Raw genomic sequence first — 18589 nt, 5'->3', positions numbered from 1 at the left:
GGCCGGCCTCCGGCCGGCCCGTGGCCTCCGCTCCGCTCCAGCCACCGCCCGCGCTCCGCACGGGCCCAGACCAGGCAGGCAGTAGACCAGCCATCAGGCCGGATGGGGGTAAGGCACAAGCGGCAGCAAGAGGAGAGGGGGTGACGGGCTATCGGAGAGGGTGTCGGGTCGAACATAGGTAGGGGCGCGGGAGAGTGGAGGCATGGAGAGTGTGCGTCAAATTTAGGAGCTAGATTAATACTGGAATGACACTCCGCCACCTCCCCGAGCAGTAGAGAGGTTCGCAAATTACGGAATATGGGGGAGTGACTAAGGAAGGGAAAGGCGAGGTTGATGAACAACGGCACCACAATGGACGTGGGAAATGTGGGTGGGGCGTTCGCGGGTGATTAGCCGAAATGGTTCGGGTGGTATTCGATTGCGTGTGGTGATGCGAACGGGGCAGACCGGGCCGCGCGCGGCTTCGCGCGCGCCACGACGGGATCCGACCGGCAGGCTCTGGCGCAGTTGCCGATGGGCAGATCCACAGCGTGGCGGTGCTTGATCACGCTGCGGAGATCCGGTATCACGCGCGCGCACGCTCTAAGAGCAAGAGTCGCACGTTTTCGCAGGTCAGGGGGTCGGGTTCCGGAAGTTATGTCAGCCCTGGACTGACATAACTCGGTCGGAATGTCAGCAGGTCCTGACCCAGCTACATCGTTTCGTGGCAGTAGTGCCACGAAACGATGTGCGGTGTGTCAGCTGCCGGTCGACACCCGTCCGGAGCTGAAGGTCAGCCCTGGGCTGACGCTCGGGCGACTTTCGTGTCGGTGCTGCTGCGTTTTGGTGGCACTACTGCCACGGACGTCGCTATGGTTTTGACGTCACGACGATCAAGGAGACAGCGACCCCATGAGCTCAGGGCCCCTGGACGGCAGCGCAGCGCCGCAGCTGCCCGACGCGCCGTCCCGTCGCCGGCGGCGCCCGAAGCCGCCGCCCACCGCGTACAACCGGTCCTCCGGCTCGACAATCGAGCTGCCCACCGGCCACGCTGCCCAGGTCTTCCCAGTGGGCTCCAGCACGGGGTTCATCGGCGAGGCGTTCTCCATGGACAGCCTGGAGTTCATGCGTTGGGCTGCCGTCCGATACGACGACGACCGGTTCGTGCTCGTGGTGCTGTTCACCCTCATGGGATCGCAGAAGCCCGGCGGCTTGATCGAGGCCATCCACGAGGACGTCGCAGAGGCGCTCGGGTACAGCCGCCCCCACATCAGCCGGGTCTTCAACGTCCTGGAGGCCGACGGAGCACTCCGAAAGCTCCAGAGGGGCCTGTACCAGCTCAACCCGGCCGCGTCGCTGCGGGGAGGGCTCAAGGAGCCGCGCAAGGGCGAGAAGAAGCGCTCCAAGGCGGGTATGAGCGACAGGGTGGAGCAGTTGGACCTGCTGCGCGAGATCCTGGAGGACCCGGACGCGCCCGAGGCGTTCCGGGCGATGGCTGCTCCTGGCGCGAAACTAGAAGTGCCCAAGGAGTCGGATGGGGAAGGGAAGGCCACGTCATGACGTCCGCTGCCGAGGAATGGGCGCCGCGGCGCAACGTGCTGTGGGGCAGCTTCAACGGTCTCGCGTACGTGCCGCGGCTGCCTCCCACCGCTTACACCCTGCTGCTGCACATGATGACCGAGCAGGAGCCCGGCGGCCTCGTGGTCGCCACTCACGACGAAATCTCCGCCGGCCTCGCCATGGAGCGCGGCATGATCAGCCGGGCCATGCCCCACCTGGTCGCCGCCCGGCTCGTCACCGTGGTCCGCCGCGGACGCTTCCAGCTCCACCCGATGATCGCCGCCTTCAACGACCCCCGCGAGCAGCAGCGAGCCATCAAGGCTCTGTCGAAGGACATGCGGCTGGACGTCGGCGACTTCGAGGACGAGTACGAGCGCCGCTTCCAGCTCCACCTGGACGAGAAGGCGCGCAAGGCGGAAGCGAAGGCCAAGGGCAACGTCACACCCATCACCAAGCCGACCCGTCTCAAGCGCGTTCACTGACTCCCGCCAGCCTCCGCTACCACGGCGCTGCACCCCAACGGCTTCAGGGTGCAGCGCCGCCTTCGTGTGCGCGGGGCGCGATACATCGTTCCCCTGGAGGGGAAACCCGCAGGTGGAACCGCGCTTCTCACGCCCTCGGGTGAACAGGGGAGGCCGCTCCCGGCTGGGCGCAGGACCGCGCGACGGGAACCCGGTGAAATCGTTCCCCCACTGGGGAAAGGTGCCCGGTGGCGCCCGGTCGCTGCACAGGACGCGTATGTCAGATCCGTGCACACGCTTCCCGCTGGCGGGAAACGCGCAGGTCACGCGGGCGAGAATGCAGCAATCAAACGACCGCTTGCTACACGTCCTGCTGCCTTCTGCAGCACCACCTGCCACCCGAGCAGCACCCTGTCCCACCTGGACCGGCCGTGCAGTGTCATCGCTCTCCGGCTTCCCGAGCAGCACCGCCCCCTGCCCCTCACCCCCGGCTCTGCTGCACCGTGCAGCAGACACAGCAGGGCCCCGATCAGAGGGCGATCGGGGCCCTGCTCGGCGACGTCGTGTTACTGGCCGGGGTGGACGGCCTGGATGCCGGTGTTCTCGTACGCCTCGGGGGTCAGGGTCAGCAGGTAGCGGCCGGCTGGGAAGTTCGCGCTCGGCCGGGCAGCGTGGATGGCGTGCACGGCCGCCCAGGAGTGGCCGGCGTGCAGCAGTTCGGTGGCGGCGAGCGCGGCCGCGGTGTCGAACGGTTCGATCTCGATGAACCGGAGTCCGTGGATGTAGGCCAGCAGGCCGGGCCGCTCGGTGTCGCCGGCGGTGAGCGAGAGCACCGGGGCGTAGAGCGTGCCGAGTCCGCCGGAGGCTTGGACGTAGAAGGCCGCGACGGCCTCGTTGAACGGGTCCTTGGGGTCGTGCAGGGCGGTGGCGGCCGTGTGGTCCAGGACGACGGCGATGGCCGCCACTACGCGGCCGCCGAGTCCTGGCTGGCGCCCAGGCGCTCCAGGAGGCCGCGGGCCTTCGCCTCGGCCTCTGCGCTGGGCACGGTGCCCAGGATGGAGGCGAGCTCGGCGCGGGCTTGGGCGGCGCGCTCCTCGAACTCGGACTGGGTGGGCCGGCTCTCGGCGAGTGCCTCGACCAGGTTGCGGATCGTGGTGTTGTTCTCGGCTGCCAGCAGGGCCAGGCGGTCACGTGTTGCGGCGCTGACCTTAATGCTCGTTTCGTCTGCCATCCTCCGACTCTACTGCGAGTAGAGGAGGGGTGGGAGAGCTTCGGCGCCGGCAGTTCAGCCGCTGCGGACGGAGGCGTCATGGTGACCGGAGGAGGCCGGCGTGTCGGTCGGGTGCAGCCAGCGGATCGGGACGGTGAGGGAGACGGCTCGGGGGAGCTCCACCGGCTCGCCTTCGACGTCGAGGAGCATGCCCGCGACCTGGTAGCCGCGGCCGGGCGGCAGGCCGACGGCCTGGACCTGGTCGTCGGTGAGGTCGACCGTGACGCGGGTGGAGGAAGCCACCCGCAGTCCCTCCACGGTCCGCGTCTGCGGGTCGATGTCCACGACCGTCAGCGGGAAGTGAGTACCGCGCAGCCAGCTCAGGGCCCACCACGAGTCGCCCATCGTCTCCGGCCGGTACCGGCGGAGCGGCAGCGAGTGCGGCACCTCGCAGCGGTAGGTCTGGCCGACCCCGACGTCCTTCGTATGCACACCTCCAGGGTGCTCCCCCGCCGCCAGGCGTGCGCCGGCTCCGGCCGGGCTGGGGACGGAGTGTGATTGACCTGTGCCAGCGAAGTTGGGTCGTGTGCCACTGAAGTTGAGCCAACGTGCGTTTGTGACAGCGAAGATGGACCGCCCCAGGTCAGTGCGCTGCCGGAACCTCCCTCGCAGCGGTGGCCCGGCGCTCAGTCGGTCCCGGAATGACCGCTGGATCGTCCTCATCAATGAGACCTCGCACCGCACCGCCCATGATCTCTCGCGGCCCCGGCGCACCCACCCTGACCTGCGGCGGTCCGTCTTCGTTGTCACGAACTGCATTCGGTCCAACTTCAGTGGCACACGTCCCATCTTCGATGGCACAGGTCAGTGATCGCCGGGAGAGTGCAGCAGGTGAGGTGTCACGCTGTCACGCTGTCACGCTGAAATTTTCCGAGCCCCGGAAACGGCTCTGAGGGCCCTCACGGCCTCTAGAAAATACCCAATCCAGACATAAGGTATTCGGCTGTGCCCAGGAGCGCGGCGAGCGTGACAGTCAGCGTGACACCCCGAATATGACGCTGGGTGAGCGTGACAGGTGCCCACACACCCCGGCTCACAACACCCTCACGATCCTGGCCGCCTGGGAAAACAGGCTGCCACCACATAGGCCAATAGGACATACGAGGGCACTTTGCCGTGACCTCACAGCCTGGTGCGCGGCAGGCTGTGAGGGGTGTTGTTGTCGCTCCGGGTGACTCACAGCAGGCGCGGGCGGCTGCACGGGCACTGCCCGCAGATGTCGCAGCCGGCGCACTCCAGGCAGAAGGCGAGCGGCCACTGCCTGGGGCAGGAGCAGATCGGATTGTGGTCGGGGTCGTCCTCGCCGGGGTACCGGGTCTCGCCGAAGGGAGGCTCCGTCCAGGCGTCGACCGTCCCATCAGCGCGCAGTTCCTCGTAGTGGTGGCCGATGTCGCTGTGCTCCTCCCAGACGGCGACGACCTCCTGGTCGTGGTTCATGCCGGGCTCCCCGCGGTGAGCGCGCGGGTGAGGAACGCGGCGAGCTCGCCGACGGCCTCGGAGTCGGCGGCGGCGAGCCGGGCCGCGAACGGCAGCTGGTCGACGTCGGCGCCGGGAACGAGTTCGGCGAGGGCGGCAAGCAGTGCGGCGTGGGCGAGGACCGGCGGGTGCAACAGGCTGGCGGCGGCTTCGCGGGCGGCCGGGTTGGCGTAGTGGCCGCGGTGGGCGGCGAGGGCGCGGGCGAGCCAGGCATCGATGTCCAGCTGTACGTACGACCCGGCGCGGCGGGTGAGCTCGTCGCGGGCGGCCTCGTCGCCTTCCCGGGGTTCGGTCTGCTCGAGGGTGCCCCGCTCTCGCAGCGCCTGGAGCTGATCGGCGCGGGCGGCGACTCGGGCCGCCGCCCGCTGCTCGGCCTCCCGGGCTTCGGCGGCCGCGGCTTCGGCGGCGAGCTCCTCCTGGACGACGACGTCGTCCTCTGGGTCGTACGGGCCGCCGGTCACCGCGAGGAGCTGCCCGATGCGCCGCCACTCGGCGAGCTCGGCCGCGCGGCGGCTGCTGTGGTCGGCCGCCTCTTCGTACCGGCGGTCCAGGTGCGCGTCCAGCTCGGCATCGGCGAGCGCCTGGACGGCCTCGCCGTGCGTCATGCCCCGGGCGCGGCGCCGGACCGAGGACCGGCCGATCTTCGCCGGGTCGATCGGCGTGCGCGGGCCCTGGGCGCGGGCGTCGGGGACGCGGCGCCGCCGCCAGCCATCGGTCGTGCTCATCAGGGATCTCGCTTTCACCACGGAAACGAAAAGGGAGCCCGCCGCCCGAGTACACGACGGCGGGCTGTCATTCCAGGTTTATAGCAGGGGTGAATTCCTCGTGGCTAAAACGCGATATCCAACCGCTCGACTGCCTCGATTCGTACTTTCAGGCCCGCGCGTCCGCCGCCTTCGACGCGGAAATAGGCGTCCGCTATGGCCTCAGCGACGAGGTCGTGCAGCTCGCTGTCCGTCGCGCCGGTGTCCCTGGCGGCGAGGATCGCGGCGGCGTGGGAGGGCGATACGGCGACCTGGATGTCCCGCATCCGGCCTGCGTCAGAGCCTTCCGAGCCGAACCCGAAGTAGGCGGTGGTGGAGATGACGAGCCCCGCCGAGGTGGCCGCGCGCTGCCTTGCCTGCGCTTTGACCTGCGGTTGCCACTCCGCTTCGGTCTCCTGCTCCAGGGCGGCCTGGAGGCGCTTCTGCGGCTTCTTCGTGGCTCCGGAGAGGTAGCGGTCCACCGTCTTGCGGGAGACGCCCAGGCGCTCCGCCAGGGACTTCGAAGTGCCCTCGCGCGTGCGAAGGAATTTCATCCGAGCGTGCGCGGATTTCGGCGCGGGACGGGTGAACAGGGTGCGCTCCGCGCGTCGCAGGCCGTCGAGGAGCTTGTCGCGGAGCAGGGCCCGCGCTGCGGTGTTGTCGTTGCTCATGACTGTATGAAAAGCGACCTGGCCTGTGGATGCGGGACGCCGAGGCGCCAGTCCGCTGTCCCCCCGGGCGCTGTCGGAGAGGGGCTCGTCGGCCCGGGTTGCCTATGGGCAACCGGAAGTACGGCACACGCACACTGCGATTGCCTGGAGGCAACCGGCGGAGGGCGCCCCGCCCGCTGGCTGCCGCCTACTCGCCGGCCCCGGTATTGGGGGCCGGCTCGGAGACGAAGCAGTCATGACACTCGGGGACAGCGGCAACCATGCGTTGGAGGCCGCCGCAGTGCTCGCACCGGGGGTGTGCGGTGGCGTCGCCGAGTTCCTCGAGGATGGCCTGGAGGCGGCGCACCGCGTAGCCAGCCTGGGAGATGGCAATTGGGGCCCACTCGGACGACATCCACCGCAGTGGACCGAGAAGGGCCCGCGCGAGGCTGACGGCGGTGCTCGCGGCGTACGCCCATCCATTGGTCGCTGCCGTGGGGTCGTCGGGAGCATCCTGGTGGGGAAGCCCGATCGACCAGGGCGGCACGGTCATGGTGAGGGAGTCCAGCCGGTCGCCGGCAAAGCCGAGTTCGAACCAGGCGCGGCAGGCTTGGTCCTCGGCCAGGGGCCACGCCCAGGGGCCGGTGTAGTAGGCGCGGGCGTGGCCGGGGCCGGCGACGGATTCCTCGTAGCCGGCACCCGCGGAGCGCCAGAGCAGGGCCCATAGAGCGGCGGGGCGCAGCTCGGCGTCATGGCTGCTCCAGCCCAGGTCGTCGGGGACGTCGATGCCCAGGGCGGCGAGTGCGGCCAGCAGCTGCTTCTCGGTGGCGTACGGCGGGGTCATGGTCCTGTCTTCGGGGGCTCGGTGTCGCCGGGGTCGGCACGGGCGAAGGAGGCGCGTCCGGCGGGGGCTGCCGCCGAGCGGAAGGGGCCAACGTCCCGATGAGCGCTCGGCACAACGATCCGGATGCTCCGCAGTCACCTGCCCGGCCAGCGAAAACGGCTCTCGCGCTCGATCCGGTACCCGGTAGTTTCGACGTACGGAGTGCGGCCTCGGCCATCAGGGCCGCGACGGGGGCCGCACTCCGACGCCCCGTACGGCCTGCCTCGACGTGCCCGTTCTGCGCGGTCCCAAGAGGCTGGGGGTCATGCATGCCCGCCGGTCATCTATCCGCCCGAACCCGAAGCGCACCGCTGCTTCATCACCCGCGCCGCTGAGGAGCTGCTGGGCGCTGCATCGCTGCCCGGCCGGACGTGATCGCCGCCGCACCGGCCGCAGGTCACTGCGTCGCGTACAGCCGCTCGCGGAGGTACAGCAGGGCTGCGGTGTCCTCGCCGGCGGCCAGGTCAGCCAGCAGCTGTCCTAGTCCTGTCCGTCGGTGTGTGCCCGAGATCAGGACAGTGAGGACGGTTTGCGGGGCGGGGGAATCTGGCGCAGCAGTTCCCACAGGGGGCGGGAGCCGGCGGCCCACTCGGCGAGGAGCTTGCGGTCCACCAGGTGCAGGCGCTGATCTTTCGCGAAGTCCACCGCGTTGCTGGTGATCCGGCCGTTGGTCAGCATGACCAGCACATCACCGCCGTGGACCTGGCGGCCGGTCCCGTTGAGGACGTGCAGGTCGGGCGTGCCGACCGGTTTCCCGGACCAGCCGTCCCTCTTGTGTTTGCACTGGATCACCCACCGGCGGCCGTAGGGGTCGGTCGCTTTCACGTCGGCTCCGTTGTCACCGCGGCCGCCGACCTGCTGTGCGTCCTGGCAGCCGTCGCGGTGCATGAGGTCGCGTACCGCGAACTCGAACTGCCGGTGGTGCAGACGGTCCAGCTGGTCGACCGCGTACCGCAGCCCCTGCGCCTTGATCTGCTCCCAACGTGCCGCTTCACTGCGGCGCCACCACCAGGTCGCCGCCGCGGCGGCCGCAGCCAGCAGCGTGAGGACCACAATCCAGGGATGCGCGGCCAGCCAGCGCAGGACCCCCATCACCAGGCTCAGGGCGACTACGCCGAGCAGGCCGATCAGCGCCAGCTGCTCCAGGCCCGAGTCCTTGCGCCGCCGGGGGCGCCGGCTTCGACTGGTCCTACGGGCGGGACGGCGCCGGCTCACCGGCCAGCCCCGGCACTCGGGAAGACGATCGGGTAGGAGACGGTCGGCTGAGGCCGCACCACCGGCTGATCCCAGCCGGGCCACTTGATCGGATACACCGTCGACTCCGGCACGGGCTGCTGCTCCCCAGGAGCCCCGCCCATCGGCTTGCTGCCTAACACGAACGCGGCGAACACGAATAACCCGAGGAGCATCACCTGCTTGCTCGACCCCGCCGGGTTGCGCCAGTGCGCGCGAACCTTGAATCCGTTGCGCTCGTGCTCCACGACAGACGGCACTCGGCCCCCTCATCAGTCAGGTTGTGCCTCCCTGCACAACTGACCAATGAAAGCACCCACCACTGACACCTCGTCACCGTTCATCAACTATTAGTGATCATCAGGTCATCCCGGGTTTTCAGCACGGGTTCGGCTGTGGAGATGAACGCCGGATTGCTCCGAGCGTGGGGCACCAGGCAGGCTGCGCGTCCAAAGGAGAGGGGACAAGCGTGTCTGAACACGACGACGCACAGGCGGCAGCAGCGGCGCTCAGGAAGGCCGTGGAGGCGCTGGGCAGCGATGACGCGGGCGCAGGCGGCCAAGCCGCCCAGGAGGCGGTCCGGGCGCTTTCCGGCGGCGCTGGGCAGGAGTGGACGCCGGAGCAGGAGGGCCAGATCCGGGCCTTGGTGGAGCAGATCCGCAGGGTGCGGAAGCTGAACCTGCCGGACGCGGGCTGGTGGCACCGGAAGCGGGAGTGGCGGGCCCGGGAGCGCCTGGTCGACCTGATGATGGCCGGCGGCCCGGAGCTCGTGAGCGAGGCGGAACTGCGGCTCTGGAAGAACCACGCGATGGTGGAGGTGCTCCTGGAGTTCGCCAACAGCGCGATGAAGCAGGACGACATCGCGAAGACGCTCGCCCGGATGGAGATGCTGCACACCGCCACGTACGAAGGCTGGCAGCAAGCCCGCAAGGCGCTGGCCGACGAACAAGCCGCTGCCGCCTGATCCGGGGGCGACACGTGCCAGGGCTCCAAACTGCCTTTGCAGTCCGGAGCCCTGGCACGTGTCGGGTAAAAGGGTGGCGTCCGCAGCTCAGCGTGCTCCAGTCACGCGTAGCTTTCGCACGTCGCCGATTCCGGTGCAGGCGGTTTTGCCTTCCGCGCCACCCTCATGAGACGTAGGCGATCGCCCGCGGTTGCGGCAGTGGGCCGTTTGCTCGTCGACCTTCTCCGTTGTCAGGCCGATGACTGGTGCCCCTCGCGAGGGCGAATCCGTTGAACCGATTCAGTGACCAGCGCCAGATCAGCGGGGGTGCCGGGGCCATCGTGGACGTGTCAGCACATCGGCCTATCAGCGCGGAGTGGCCCCCTTCGGGCGTGCCGCTCTCATCGCCTCGTTCAACCGTCCGTTCCTACCCATGGACCAGCAATGATCGACCACCTCGGACACATGTCTGCCCGACTGCCCCACCGCGGCGAGCCGTACAAGCCTCCGCCTGCTCCGGCCATCACTGTCGAGGCGCACCGATGCAGCGAAGACGGGTGCCCGCGCTGTACAGCGCGGGAGGCGCTCTCGACAGGCCGTGATGTTTTCGGCGAGCTCGAATCCGGTCTCATGAATGTGCGTGAGCTCCTTGAGGTGGCTGCCCTGATCGGCCCGGCACAGCAGGACGTCCTGGTGCCCTATCTGGACTCCCCCATGCTTCACGAGCCGAAGCCGTCTGGCGCGCTCGTCGACGCTGCCTACCGGGCTGTGGAGGCTGCGCAGCTGCTTCTGTGGGCAGCCCGCGGGCAGGACTTCCGCTATCTCGTGCGGGCCAGCAGTTGTCTCACTGCTTCCGCTTACGGCGCGGCTCGCGTGATCGACCGACAGGTCGTTATGGCTGGCATTGACGAGAGCGGGAGCTGACCCGGCCCTGCACACGACCAGGACCTCGAACCGCCGGTGCAGTTCGAGGTCCCGGTGCGTGGCGGGTTAGAGGTCGATCCGGATGTCCTGGACGTCGGTGAACTCGACCTTCAGGCCGTGGGCGCGGCGGCCGCCGTCGCGGAAGTACACCTGGCCCAGGGCTTCGGCGGCGATCTTCAGGAGGTCCTGCTCGCTGGCGCCGTTCTCTCGGGCGGTGAACAGCGCCTCGGCGTACTGCGGGGGCAGGGCCTGTGAGGGCAGGGCGCGCAGGCGGGCCTCGTCGGTGGTGTTGTCGTCGGCGGTGTAGCCGAAGCGGGCCGTGGTGGTCAGCACGAGGCCGTCGGTGGAGGCGGCCTTCTTCTTGGCCTTGGCCCTCAGCTGGGGCTGCCAGCGCTTCTTGACCTCGCGCTCTATGCGGGCGGCGAGGTCGTGGCGGGGCCGCTTGAGCTGTCCCTTGACGTACCGTTCCACGGTCCGCTGTGACACCCCGAGCGCGGCGGCGGCCGCCTTGGTCCCCTTGAGCTGCTTGACCAGGTACTTCATCTGCGCCTGGGCGCTCTTGGGGGCGGGGCGGGTGAACACCTTCTCCAGGGCGCGGTCCAGGCTGTCCCCGAGTGAGCCGGTCATCTTCTACTCCCCGTCGTCGTCGGCCTCGCGGCCGCCGTTCTTGATGTTCCGGGCGATGTTGAACAGGCCGCCGTTCTTCTCGAACTGCTCCTCGGCCCACAGCACGGTCTGGGTGCCCTCGTGCTTGACCATCCCGGGCGAGACGCCGAGGCGGAACGTGCCGGTGACCGGCTTGCCGTCGGGCGCGTACGGCAGGAGGTCGATCGGCGAGGGCCCGTTGGAGGGGTAGACGAGGCAGTCGGTGCCGATGGCGACGGGGTAAATGTCGGCCGCGGCGGCGGTCTTCATCATCTTGCGGTGCATGATGACGCGGACGGTGGACAGGACGGCGGCCCGGATGTCGGGGCGCCACGTCTCACGCTCAAGGGCCGGCCACGGCTCGTAGAAGGGGACCTCGCCGCGGCTGTTGCGCTGGCGCAGCTTGCCGATGCCGCCCTTCGCCGTCGCCTTGATCGCCTTCAGCAGCAGCTTCAGCGCCGGGTCGCCGTCCTTCACGCGGGCCATCGCCTCCAGGAACTCCTCGTCGTCCATGCCCGGCGTGACGCCGAGGTCGGCCATCGTCGCCAGGTAGGCGTCGCGCAGCCGGTCGTACCAGGGGTCCAGGTAGCGGCCGGTCTCGGTGCGCACGTACGCCTCGAGCGGCGCGACGTCGAAGCCGAGCTGGACCGCGTACGCGACGGACGGCGTGGCGTACCAGGCCGGCCCGGTGGGGCGCTCCCCGGACGGCGTGAACGGGGAGGGGAGCCGGTCTCCGTCGATGGTCCGGCCGCCCACGCGGGCGCGGGAGAGGTCGACGTGGGAGAGGTCAACCAGCCACGAGCCGGGCAGCGCCTTGTCGAAGGCGGGGTTGCCTGTGAGGTGGGTGGGCCCGTTCAGGCCGACGACGAGGCTGTTGGCGGCGGCGGCGAACGCCATGTTCACGTCGATGCCGACCAGGTACGGCTTCAAGCACTCGTCGTCGGTCAGCTCCCTGCACCAGCTGAACGGCTCCTCCATCAGCATCTGGTCCGGGGTCCGCTGGTGGTGCCGGGGCCACTTCCCCTTCAGGATCGGGTGCTCGTCGGGCACCTCGCACTCCACCACGGGATACACCTGCGTCAGGGCGTCGGCGTTGAAGGCCCGCTCGAACGTGCCGGTCTCCTCGTCCTTCTCCGCGCGGGTCGGCGGGCGCAGCGCCGTCATCAGCGCCAGGCCGGTGGTCGCCGTGAAGCCGCGCGGCGTGATCACCCGCTCCGCGTACGAGCCGAGGAACCGCGCGAGGTCCGCCGCCGACATCGTCGGCAACTGCGGGTCCTTCTTGTCGTCCCACTCGCTCGTGGGCAGCGCGCCCCAGGCCGGAATGCACAGCTGCACGCAGCGCCGCTTGCCGTCCTCGGGCCGGTAGAAGATCCGCGTCCACGCACCGAAGCCGCGCTTGGTGAGCTCCAGCCCAGCACGCTCAACCTGCTTGATGACCTTATGACCGTCGCCCAGGCGTCCGGCGCTGCGCTCCTCCGGCGTGAGGGCGGTGGGCAGGCCGTAGCGCTCCAGCGCGGCCGGGGTGAGAACGAGCATCGGGTCGGCGTCGTAGCCGCTGCGGTGCAGGCGGGCCTGCCCGAGCTTCGCCTCGGTCAGCGTCCAGTCGACCAGGGCCGGCAGGGTCTTGGCGGGCACGTCGAGGACCAGCCCGCCGACGCAGTACGCCACGACCTGGCCGTCCTCGACGTCGAGGACGGCGAGCGGCCCGTTCTCGAACCGCGGGTCGACGGCGGCCCGAGCGGGCGCGGGCTTCGCGACGGCCTTCTTCGCACCCGGGCGCCGCGACGACGTAGACGGCTTGGTGTCCGCCGCCGGACGGGGCGGGGTCTTCACGGCCGCCGGTACTTCCGGCACCGGAGTGTCCACGGCGGTAGGGGCGGGCGGGGACGGAATGTCGAGAGCGGGTGTGCTCGTCTGCCCGTACCAGGACGTAGGCGCCGTCGCGGCGGCGGCCGGGGACGGGAAGCGCGCGGCAAGGCCCTCCAGGAGCCGGGCGTACGCGGCGCGCTTCGGCGGCCGCGGCTCGGTCCGGCCGGTCTCCCAGTTCCCCACCGCCTCACGGCGGGCCTGCAACACCTTGGCGATCTGATCCTGACTCAGCCCTGCCGCCTCGCGCAGCCGCCTGCGCTCTGCGGGGGCCGGCAGTTCATCCTGCGCGACCTGCTCCAGCAGCGCATCGACCGCGCCGAACAGCTCGTTCTCATCCGTGGACACAGAGGTCACCTCCACTCACCATCATACCCCAGTCGCTCATGAATCGCGCATAGATCGCGCATGAATCGCTCACGAATGGTGCGGTGCAACACGGGGGTGACAGGGGCCGTGCAACGGGATGCGACCGAGGTTCGTACTTGGCGGACGAGCGCAGTAGATGGCGGATCTTGATGCGCGATCGACGATCAACGCGCTGCTCTGCGGCGATCCTCGGGTGCTGGGAGGTTCCGGTGACGTGTTCCGCCAACTATCACCCTCAAGATCCGCCAACTGGCTTCCTTCGCATGTCTCTGACCTGCGGCGGAGCGAGCATGATCCGCCAACAACCGCTCTCGGTCACACGGGAGTTGTCGCAGGTCAGAGGCGCAACGGGGCCTGTTGCAAGGGTCTGTTGCAGCGGGTGTTGCAAGGTCGCGTTGCACTGTTGCGGGCAGCCGCAACGGCGACGGCGCGGTCGGCATGGCTCCGGGCCCGGCGCGCGGCCGGGTGCCAGGCTGTCGCCGTCCTGCCCCGCCGGCCTTTTGGGAGCTCCGCCGTGTCCGTCGCGTTCCGCATCAGCTGCTGCCTGTGCCGCAAGAACATCCCGCCCACCGGCGACGTGTTCGCACTGGACGCGGAATGGCAGCGCCGCTTCCCCGCCATGGTCGGCACCCTCGCCTGCCGGGCGTGCGCCATGGGCACGACCTGGCGCTGCACGAGCCGTGACGACTCCTTCGTCGATGGCCACATCCCCGTCGCCGACCGCCCCTGCTTCGACGCCTGGAACCACCTCTCCTCCCCCGGCACCCACCGCGGCCTGGTCCAGGAGCACCCCCGATCCGGCCTGCTCCAGGGAGCCGGGCCGTACCTGCGCTGGTACGCCGGCCACACGGGCACCGAGCCCGACGACGCCGCCGCGGTGCGCGCAGCCCTGGACGAGTGGGACGCCGCCCAGCGCAGCGGTGCCGCCACCGGCCAAACGGCGGCTGTCTGACCTGCAGCGCCCGTACCGGCGGTGAAGCGCGGTGCGTCTACCGGCGGCGGCCGCCGTCGCGAGTGAGGTGGTGGGTGAGGACGCCTCACCCGGGATCCGCCGGGCAGGCTCACCCCGCAGAAGACTGTGCTTGCGGGCCTGGGCGTCTGTGGTTGATCAGGTGCCAGTCCGCAAGGACCTCGAAGCCGGCGGTCTTGGGCACGTCCATCGGGTTGACCGGCGCCGGCGAGTTCCCGCGGGACAGTTGCACCTCTGAAGCGGCGGTGAGGTGGGTCAGGGCATCGCGGAGCGCGGCAAGGACCAGTCCGGTGGCCTCTGCCAGCCGCACCAGGGACGTATAGGGCGCCGCTGGGGATGACCAATGGCCTGCGAGGTGCAGGAGCACGACGTCCGCGTCAGTGGCGTGGGGGGCGGGCTGGGTGTGCTGCTTGTGTTCGAGGCGGCGCAGCATGAATTCGACCTGGGGCGGGAGCACATCGCGGGCCCGGTCACGGTCCCTGCGTTCGCGGGCCGCGTCCAGGATGCGGCGGAAGTTGGTGCATGCCTGCTCTTGGGTGATCAGGCCATCGGTGCGGAAATCACTCGTCACGAGGAGTGTTCTTCGCCGGGTCCAGGTGGTGCATCGCGTAGCCGTGCTCGTCGGGGTGCCGTGCCAGGCGGGCCATCACCCAGGCGGTGCGCGCGTCCATGCCCGGGCCGAAGTCGGCCGCCAGGCGGCGAGCCTGCCACGTCGTCCTCGGAGCGAGCACCCAGCGCCACAGCCACGTCGAAAGCCGCACCCGGCCCGTACCGGACACCGTCTCCCCCGTTGGAAGGGGCGCGCTGTCAGGGTCCTGACCGGGGCGGCCCGGCTCATTCGGTGTCGTAGCGGTCACGATCGCGAGTGTGCTGAGGAAACCGCCCCCGCATCGGCTGCCAGCCCCGTGTTCACCCGAAGGCGCGGCCTGTCCTCGCCGTGCTTGACGACCGACGGGATGCCTGGGGAAAAGAGAGGGCCTTCACCCGTTGGGTGAAGGCCCCGATGCAGGGAACCGGCACTACGGATGAGGCCACCAGCTGCGGGCCGCCGGGGCTCCTCTAGCATCCTGAACAACGCCAGCCAGGCGGGGGCCGCGAACCTGCGGCTGGGCATCCTGGCCGGCTGGTGTTGGTGCCTAGGGAGGGGGGCCACCCCATGGTGGCGGCAGTGGTCATGTGCACGGCGATCTGGGCAGGCGCGGTCTGGATGGTGCTGCGGTGCCGCAGAATCTGGCGCAACGGTGCCGACCAGTTGTGGAACCGGAAATGGGACGCGATGTCCGGGGCACTGGCATGCGTGGGCTTCGCGGTGATGTCGACGGTCCTGTTGCGACTGCCCGTCGATCCCCTCATCTTCTTCTACTTGGCCACACCGCTGGGTCTGGGGTCCATCGCGTGCGCTGTCGCCAAGAAGGTGGCGATGCGACGCGACGACTCGGAAGTACGGGCGATGCGTACAGAACTGGGGCTTCCTACCGAACGGCGTCTGCGACGCCCCATGACCGTGGCCACGCTGTGGTGCGCGGCCGGCGTCATGGCCACCATCGTGTGGGCGTTCGTGGCCAGCGCCACAGCGGGTTCCGCTGGAGGACCTGCAGCTACGGGTGACTCGACAGCGATGGAGAAGGTCACGCATATCGGGGCTGGCATTGCCTTCGGTTTCGTCATCCTTGGCGTGCTGCACGCATGTGTCCAGGAGTGGCGTCTGGACAAGGAACGGCGTCGGGTAAGGACCGCCGACCAGCGCTACCTCAGTGACCGCACCACCAGCCCCTGAGCAGCACCTGGTGGACCAGTTGCTCATCCGGTCTGCTCCAGCGGGTGAGGGGCGGTCGGGACCCGGACGGGCAGCTGGGCGAGTCCGGCCCTCTCGGCTCGGGCCCGGTGCAGCGCGCTGCGCCGGACGGCTTCGGCGTCACGGCGCCGCTGAGCGAGGGCGGCATCGATCGGTGCCGGCTGCTTGTCACGGGCCGCCTCCGACTCCGGGAACGCGCGGCGGCTCGCCTCCCGAAGGACCCGGTTCTGCCGCTCCACCGCGGCTGCGATGGCCGGGTCTGGCTGCCGCTGCGTGTGAACCTGTTGGTGGGCTTCGAGTGCGCGGTGGTAGCCGGCCGCCGCTGTCTCCCGAGTGCGCACCGGCGCCTGCGGGGCCGGGGTCCTCACCGGGGCCGGGTCGGCGGCCGCGCTGGGCGCGGGCAGAGGGCCGGGTGACAGCACGCGGACCGTACGGACCGCGTCGGTGCGCGCGGACCGGTTGGCGTCGGCGATGATCCGTGGCGCCTCGAGGCGGGCCTTCGTCGCCCAGGTCGTGGAGTCCGGGCGCAGCGTCAGCTCCCGGCGCTCGGCGTCGTAGCCGACCGCCGCGACGTGTTCGGCGAGGTCGGGGGCGAGGGCCGCCCACCGTTCGCACAGGCCGGCGCCGGCCGCCGGGATGTCCCAGCCGCGTTCGGCCATGAGCGCGGTGAACGCCTCGCCGAGGCCCATGGGGGCGCGGCCGTCGCGCCGGACCGTCCGGGCCGGCCGCGGCTTGCCCTTCGCCGTTCGGGCGCCGGTCTTCTTCGCGGCCTCCCGCGCCGCCCGCAGCGCGACGCGGGCCAGGTCCACGCCGCTGGGCTGGGGTGTCTGGCTCATCACGCCACCACCTCCTGGGCGAGCTCCTGGGAGCGGTGGGTGAGGCAGACGCTGCGGGTCGGCAGGGCCCTGCGGGTGCAGAGCGTCTCACCGTCACGGCCGGAGCAGGTCCCCGGCACCGACGGCGCAGCGGGAGCCGCGGGCTCGACGGCGGCCAGGGCGTCGGCCTCCTCGCGGCAGATCCTGCACAGGCCGGTGTCGACGGCCCGGCCGGTCAGGAAGATCACGCATCCGCAGCCGCCGCACGAGGAGCGCTGCGGGCCTTCGGGCTCCCGGGGAGCCGGAACCCGCGCCGGGCGCCGGATGGCGGTCTCCAGCTCGCAGTCGGCGCAGTGCCCGGACGGGCCGGGCCGGGTGCCGTGCTGGGGGCACAGGCCCTGCTCCAGGCGCTGCTCGCGCTGGCGGGCGGCGTACCGGTCCTGGACGGTCTCGGCGCACAGCTCGCAGGCCGCGCCGGTCCGCCAGATGATGCCAGCCTCGCAGTCCTGGTGGCCGCAGCCCCAGCGGGGCAGGGCCACCCCGAGGAGCCACCGGCCGGGGTCGCGGATGTCGGAGATCATCACCTTGGCCAGGCGGGCCGTGAGCCGGTGGTGGAGACGGTCGGCAACGGTTCCCTCGCGCAGCTGACGGCCCACCTCGCGGGCGATCTTCCGGACGACGAAGTCGTTGTTCACACGCTTCAGCAGCACGTGGACCGGCTCCAGCACGGCATAGATCTCGGGGCTCATGGCCAGCTGCGGTCCGGTGTACGACGACCGGGACGACCCCCCGCCCTTGCTGCTGCGCTTTTCGCCGTTCGGCTTCGAGGAGGGCTGGCTGATCTCACCCGCGCGCAGCGCGACACCACCCTCGCCTTCCGAACGCGCCTGCGCGTCAGCCGGGTTTTCCACAACCTCAGCGCCCTCAACTACCTGTACCTCGCCTACGGCGGGTGAGATGAGTGCGCCCTCGTCATCAGGTGAGTCAGTCCTAGGTAGTTCCTTATTCGCGAGGGATCCCTCACCAACCCGCACACCCGATCCCTCACCAACCAACGGACATGCCGCCCCGTCAGCCACACCTTCCACAGGCTGCTCCGCGCCCTCCTGAACCTCCTCCGGCGCCATGTCCGCAACCTGCTCGCCAGCGTTCACGACGGCCTCGGGGGCGATGTCGTGGGCGATGTAGCGGTGACGGCCCTGCAAGCCGGCGCGCCGCTGCACCGTCACCCATCGCGCCGCCTCGAGGCCGTCGACGACCTCACTGGCCGCCGCCGCCGAGATGGGCTGCCCGGCCTTCCTCCCCGAGTGGTGGCGCAGGTAGTCCGCCAGCTCTCCCCCGGTCAGCGCGATGCCCATCTTCTCCGCGAACACGATGACTGCGTACGCGCGCAGCTGCCGGGGTGTGAGGTCCTCCGCGGCCGCCACCGGCAGCCACACGAACTTCTCCGTCCGCGTCATCGCCCTCACCCTCCGCAGCGCGGACTGGCCCTTGCCGCCCGGCAGGGTCCGACGGTGCGACCGCAGCTCCACGATCCCGTCCGGTCCCGGACGGGTCAGCTGCTTCATCCCGCGCTCCGCCGACGCGACCGACAACCCCAGGTAGGAGGCGATCGTCGCCGACCGTGCCTCGCATCCCTCCGGCCGAGCCGCCAGTGCCGCCACCTTCACGTACACCGACAGCGCGACGTCCGCGTAGAACGGCGACGACACCAGCCGCATCGGCACCCGCACCCGCTGGCGACGCACCGTCTGGGCAGCGTTGGCCGCGACAGGGGACATGGACGAGCGCTGAGCGGGGACCAGGGCGGCGGCCGCCGCCAGGGCGCTCATCGGCCCACCGCCCCGAAAGGAGCGGTGAACACCGCAGAAGCCGAACTTCCCAACGTCGTCTGAGTAGCCATCGGGCAGGTGTACACGCCAAAGCGGACACCCCCGTTTGCAGCTGTTTCGTGATCCACCCGCCGACCCTGCAACAGGCGGCCTGTGGACAGAGACCACTCAGCCC

General features: G+C 70.2%; 21 protein-coding genes. 6 read left to right on the top strand and 15 right to left on the bottom strand.

Annotated elements, in window-relative coordinates:
- Nucleotides 1–891 precede the first annotated feature (891 nt).
- Both QMF80_RS30250 and QMF80_RS30245 read left to right on the top strand, forming a co-directional pair.
- Nucleotides 892–1539, top strand: coding sequence for a helix-turn-helix domain-containing protein (locus QMF80_RS30250; RefSeq protein WP_283459004.1), 648 nt, complete (start codon nucleotides 892–894; stop codon nucleotides 1537–1539).
- Nucleotides 1536–2021 (top strand): hypothetical protein, encoded by a 486-nt coding sequence (locus QMF80_RS30245; RefSeq protein WP_138895005.1) that lies wholly within the window; start codon nucleotides 1536–1538, stop codon nucleotides 2019–2021. Before QMF80_RS30250 ends, QMF80_RS30245 begins: the two co-directional genes overlap by 4 nt.
- Nucleotides 2022–2566: 545 nt before the next feature.
- Here QMF80_RS30245 and QMF80_RS30240 read toward each other — a convergent pair.
- From QMF80_RS30240 to QMF80_RS30200, 9 genes are all read right to left on the bottom strand, one after another.
- The gene (locus tag QMF80_RS30240; protein WP_283459001.1) at nucleotides 2567–2965 is read right to left on the bottom strand and encodes a PIN domain-containing protein; all 399 of its coding nucleotides are present in this window, start codon (nucleotides 2963–2965) and stop codon (nucleotides 2567–2569) included.
- Entirely contained in the window at nucleotides 2965–3231 is a 267-nt protein-coding gene (locus QMF80_RS30235) for a hypothetical protein (RefSeq protein ID WP_283458999.1), read from the bottom strand. The genes QMF80_RS30240 and QMF80_RS30235 overlap by 1 nt, the downstream gene beginning before the upstream one ends.
- Nucleotides 3232–3285: 54 nt before the next feature.
- Complete coding sequence (locus QMF80_RS30230; RefSeq protein WP_283458997.1) at nucleotides 3286–3702, bottom strand: hypothetical protein; 417 nt, start codon at nucleotides 3700–3702, stop codon at nucleotides 3286–3288.
- A 744-nt stretch (nucleotides 3703–4446) separates the two neighbouring features.
- The gene (locus tag QMF80_RS30225; protein WP_283458995.1) at nucleotides 4447–4707 is read right to left on the bottom strand and encodes a hypothetical protein; all 261 of its coding nucleotides are present in this window, start codon (nucleotides 4705–4707) and stop codon (nucleotides 4447–4449) included.
- The gene (locus tag QMF80_RS30220) at nucleotides 4704–5471 is read right to left on the bottom strand and encodes a hypothetical protein (protein ID WP_283458993.1); all 768 of its coding nucleotides are present in this window, start codon (nucleotides 5469–5471) and stop codon (nucleotides 4704–4706) included. The genes QMF80_RS30225 and QMF80_RS30220 overlap by 4 nt, the downstream gene beginning before the upstream one ends.
- Before the next feature lie 104 nt (nucleotides 5472–5575).
- Nucleotides 5576–6160, bottom strand: coding sequence for a telomere-protecting terminal protein Tpg (tpg, locus tag QMF80_RS30215; RefSeq protein WP_283458991.1), 585 nt, complete (start codon nucleotides 6158–6160; stop codon nucleotides 5576–5578).
- 187 nt (nucleotides 6161–6347) lie between these two features.
- Nucleotides 6348–6983: a hypothetical protein gene (locus QMF80_RS30210; RefSeq protein ID WP_283458989.1), complete on the bottom strand. Its 636-nt coding sequence runs from the start codon at nucleotides 6981–6983 to the stop codon at nucleotides 6348–6350.
- Between the two features lie 549 nt (nucleotides 6984–7532).
- Complete coding sequence (locus QMF80_RS30205; RefSeq protein ID WP_283458987.1) at nucleotides 7533–8237, bottom strand: restriction endonuclease; 705 nt, start codon at nucleotides 8235–8237, stop codon at nucleotides 7533–7535.
- On the bottom strand, nucleotides 8234–8515 hold the full coding sequence (locus QMF80_RS30200; RefSeq protein WP_283458985.1) for a hypothetical protein: 282 nt from the start codon (nucleotides 8513–8515) through the stop codon (nucleotides 8234–8236). The genes QMF80_RS30205 and QMF80_RS30200 overlap by 4 nt, the downstream gene beginning before the upstream one ends.
- Nucleotides 8516–8724: 209 nt before the next feature.
- Between QMF80_RS30200 and QMF80_RS30195 the strand changes: the two genes are divergently transcribed.
- Entirely contained in the window at nucleotides 8725–9219 is a 495-nt protein-coding gene (locus QMF80_RS30195; RefSeq protein ID WP_283458983.1) for a hypothetical protein, read from the top strand.
- A 423-nt stretch (nucleotides 9220–9642) separates the two neighbouring features.
- Complete coding sequence (locus QMF80_RS30190) at nucleotides 9643–10122, top strand: hypothetical protein (RefSeq protein WP_283458982.1); 480 nt, start codon at nucleotides 9643–9645, stop codon at nucleotides 10120–10122.
- Nucleotides 10123–10188: 66 nt separating this feature from the next.
- Here QMF80_RS30190 and tpg (QMF80_RS30185) read toward each other — a convergent pair whose 3' ends face one another.
- Both tpg (QMF80_RS30185) and tap read right to left on the bottom strand, forming a co-directional pair.
- The gene (gene tpg / locus QMF80_RS30185) at nucleotides 10189–10749 is read right to left on the bottom strand and encodes a telomere-protecting terminal protein Tpg (protein WP_283458980.1); all 561 of its coding nucleotides are present in this window, start codon (nucleotides 10747–10749) and stop codon (nucleotides 10189–10191) included.
- 3 nt (nucleotides 10750–10752) lie between these two features.
- Nucleotides 10753–12981, bottom strand: coding sequence for a telomere-associated protein Tap (gene tap, locus QMF80_RS30180; RefSeq protein ID WP_283458978.1), 2229 nt, complete (start codon nucleotides 12979–12981; stop codon nucleotides 10753–10755).
- Between the two features lie 535 nt (nucleotides 12982–13516).
- On the opposite strand from tap, the gene QMF80_RS30175 reads away from it, so the two are divergent.
- A complete protein-coding gene (locus QMF80_RS30175; RefSeq protein ID WP_283458976.1) occupies nucleotides 13517–13954 on the top strand; it encodes a hypothetical protein in 438 nt (145 codons plus the stop codon).
- Between the two features lie 109 nt (nucleotides 13955–14063).
- Here the strand turns inward: QMF80_RS30175 and QMF80_RS30170 are convergent, their stop codons facing one another.
- Both QMF80_RS30170 and QMF80_RS30165 read right to left on the bottom strand, forming a co-directional pair.
- Complete coding sequence (locus QMF80_RS30170; RefSeq protein WP_283458974.1) at nucleotides 14064–14543, bottom strand: hypothetical protein; 480 nt, start codon at nucleotides 14541–14543, stop codon at nucleotides 14064–14066.
- Nucleotides 14533–14751 (bottom strand): hypothetical protein, encoded by a 219-nt coding sequence (locus QMF80_RS30165; RefSeq protein ID WP_283458972.1) that lies wholly within the window; start codon nucleotides 14749–14751, stop codon nucleotides 14533–14535. Before QMF80_RS30165 ends, QMF80_RS30170 begins: the two co-directional genes overlap by 11 nt.
- A 377-nt stretch (nucleotides 14752–15128) precedes the next feature.
- On the opposite strand from QMF80_RS30165, the gene QMF80_RS30160 reads away from it, so the two are divergent.
- Nucleotides 15129–15749, top strand: coding sequence for a hypothetical protein (locus QMF80_RS30160; RefSeq protein WP_283458970.1), 621 nt, complete (start codon nucleotides 15129–15131; stop codon nucleotides 15747–15749).
- Between the two features lie 23 nt (nucleotides 15750–15772).
- On the opposite strand, the gene QMF80_RS30155 is transcribed toward QMF80_RS30160, so the two are convergent.
- Both QMF80_RS30155 and QMF80_RS30150 read right to left on the bottom strand, forming a co-directional pair.
- Nucleotides 15773–16603, bottom strand: a complete 831-nt coding sequence (locus tag QMF80_RS30155; RefSeq protein ID WP_283458968.1) for a DciA family protein — start codon at nucleotides 16601–16603, stop codon at nucleotides 15773–15775.
- Nucleotides 16603–18414 carry a hypothetical protein gene (locus QMF80_RS30150; RefSeq protein WP_283458966.1) on the bottom strand — a complete coding sequence of 604 codons (1812 nt, stop codon included), beginning with the start codon at nucleotides 18412–18414 and terminating at the stop codon, nucleotides 16603–16605. Before QMF80_RS30150 ends, QMF80_RS30155 begins: the two co-directional genes overlap by 1 nt.
- Nucleotides 18415–18589: the final 175 nt, after the last annotated feature.

It is taken from the genome of Streptomyces sp. G-G2 (genome assembly GCF_030063135.1).
Classification (GTDB): domain Bacteria; phylum Actinomycetota; class Actinomycetes; order Streptomycetales; family Streptomycetaceae; genus Streptomyces.
Note: the sequence above shows the minus strand (reverse complement) of the source record. Positions and strands in the feature narration are given on the sequence as shown.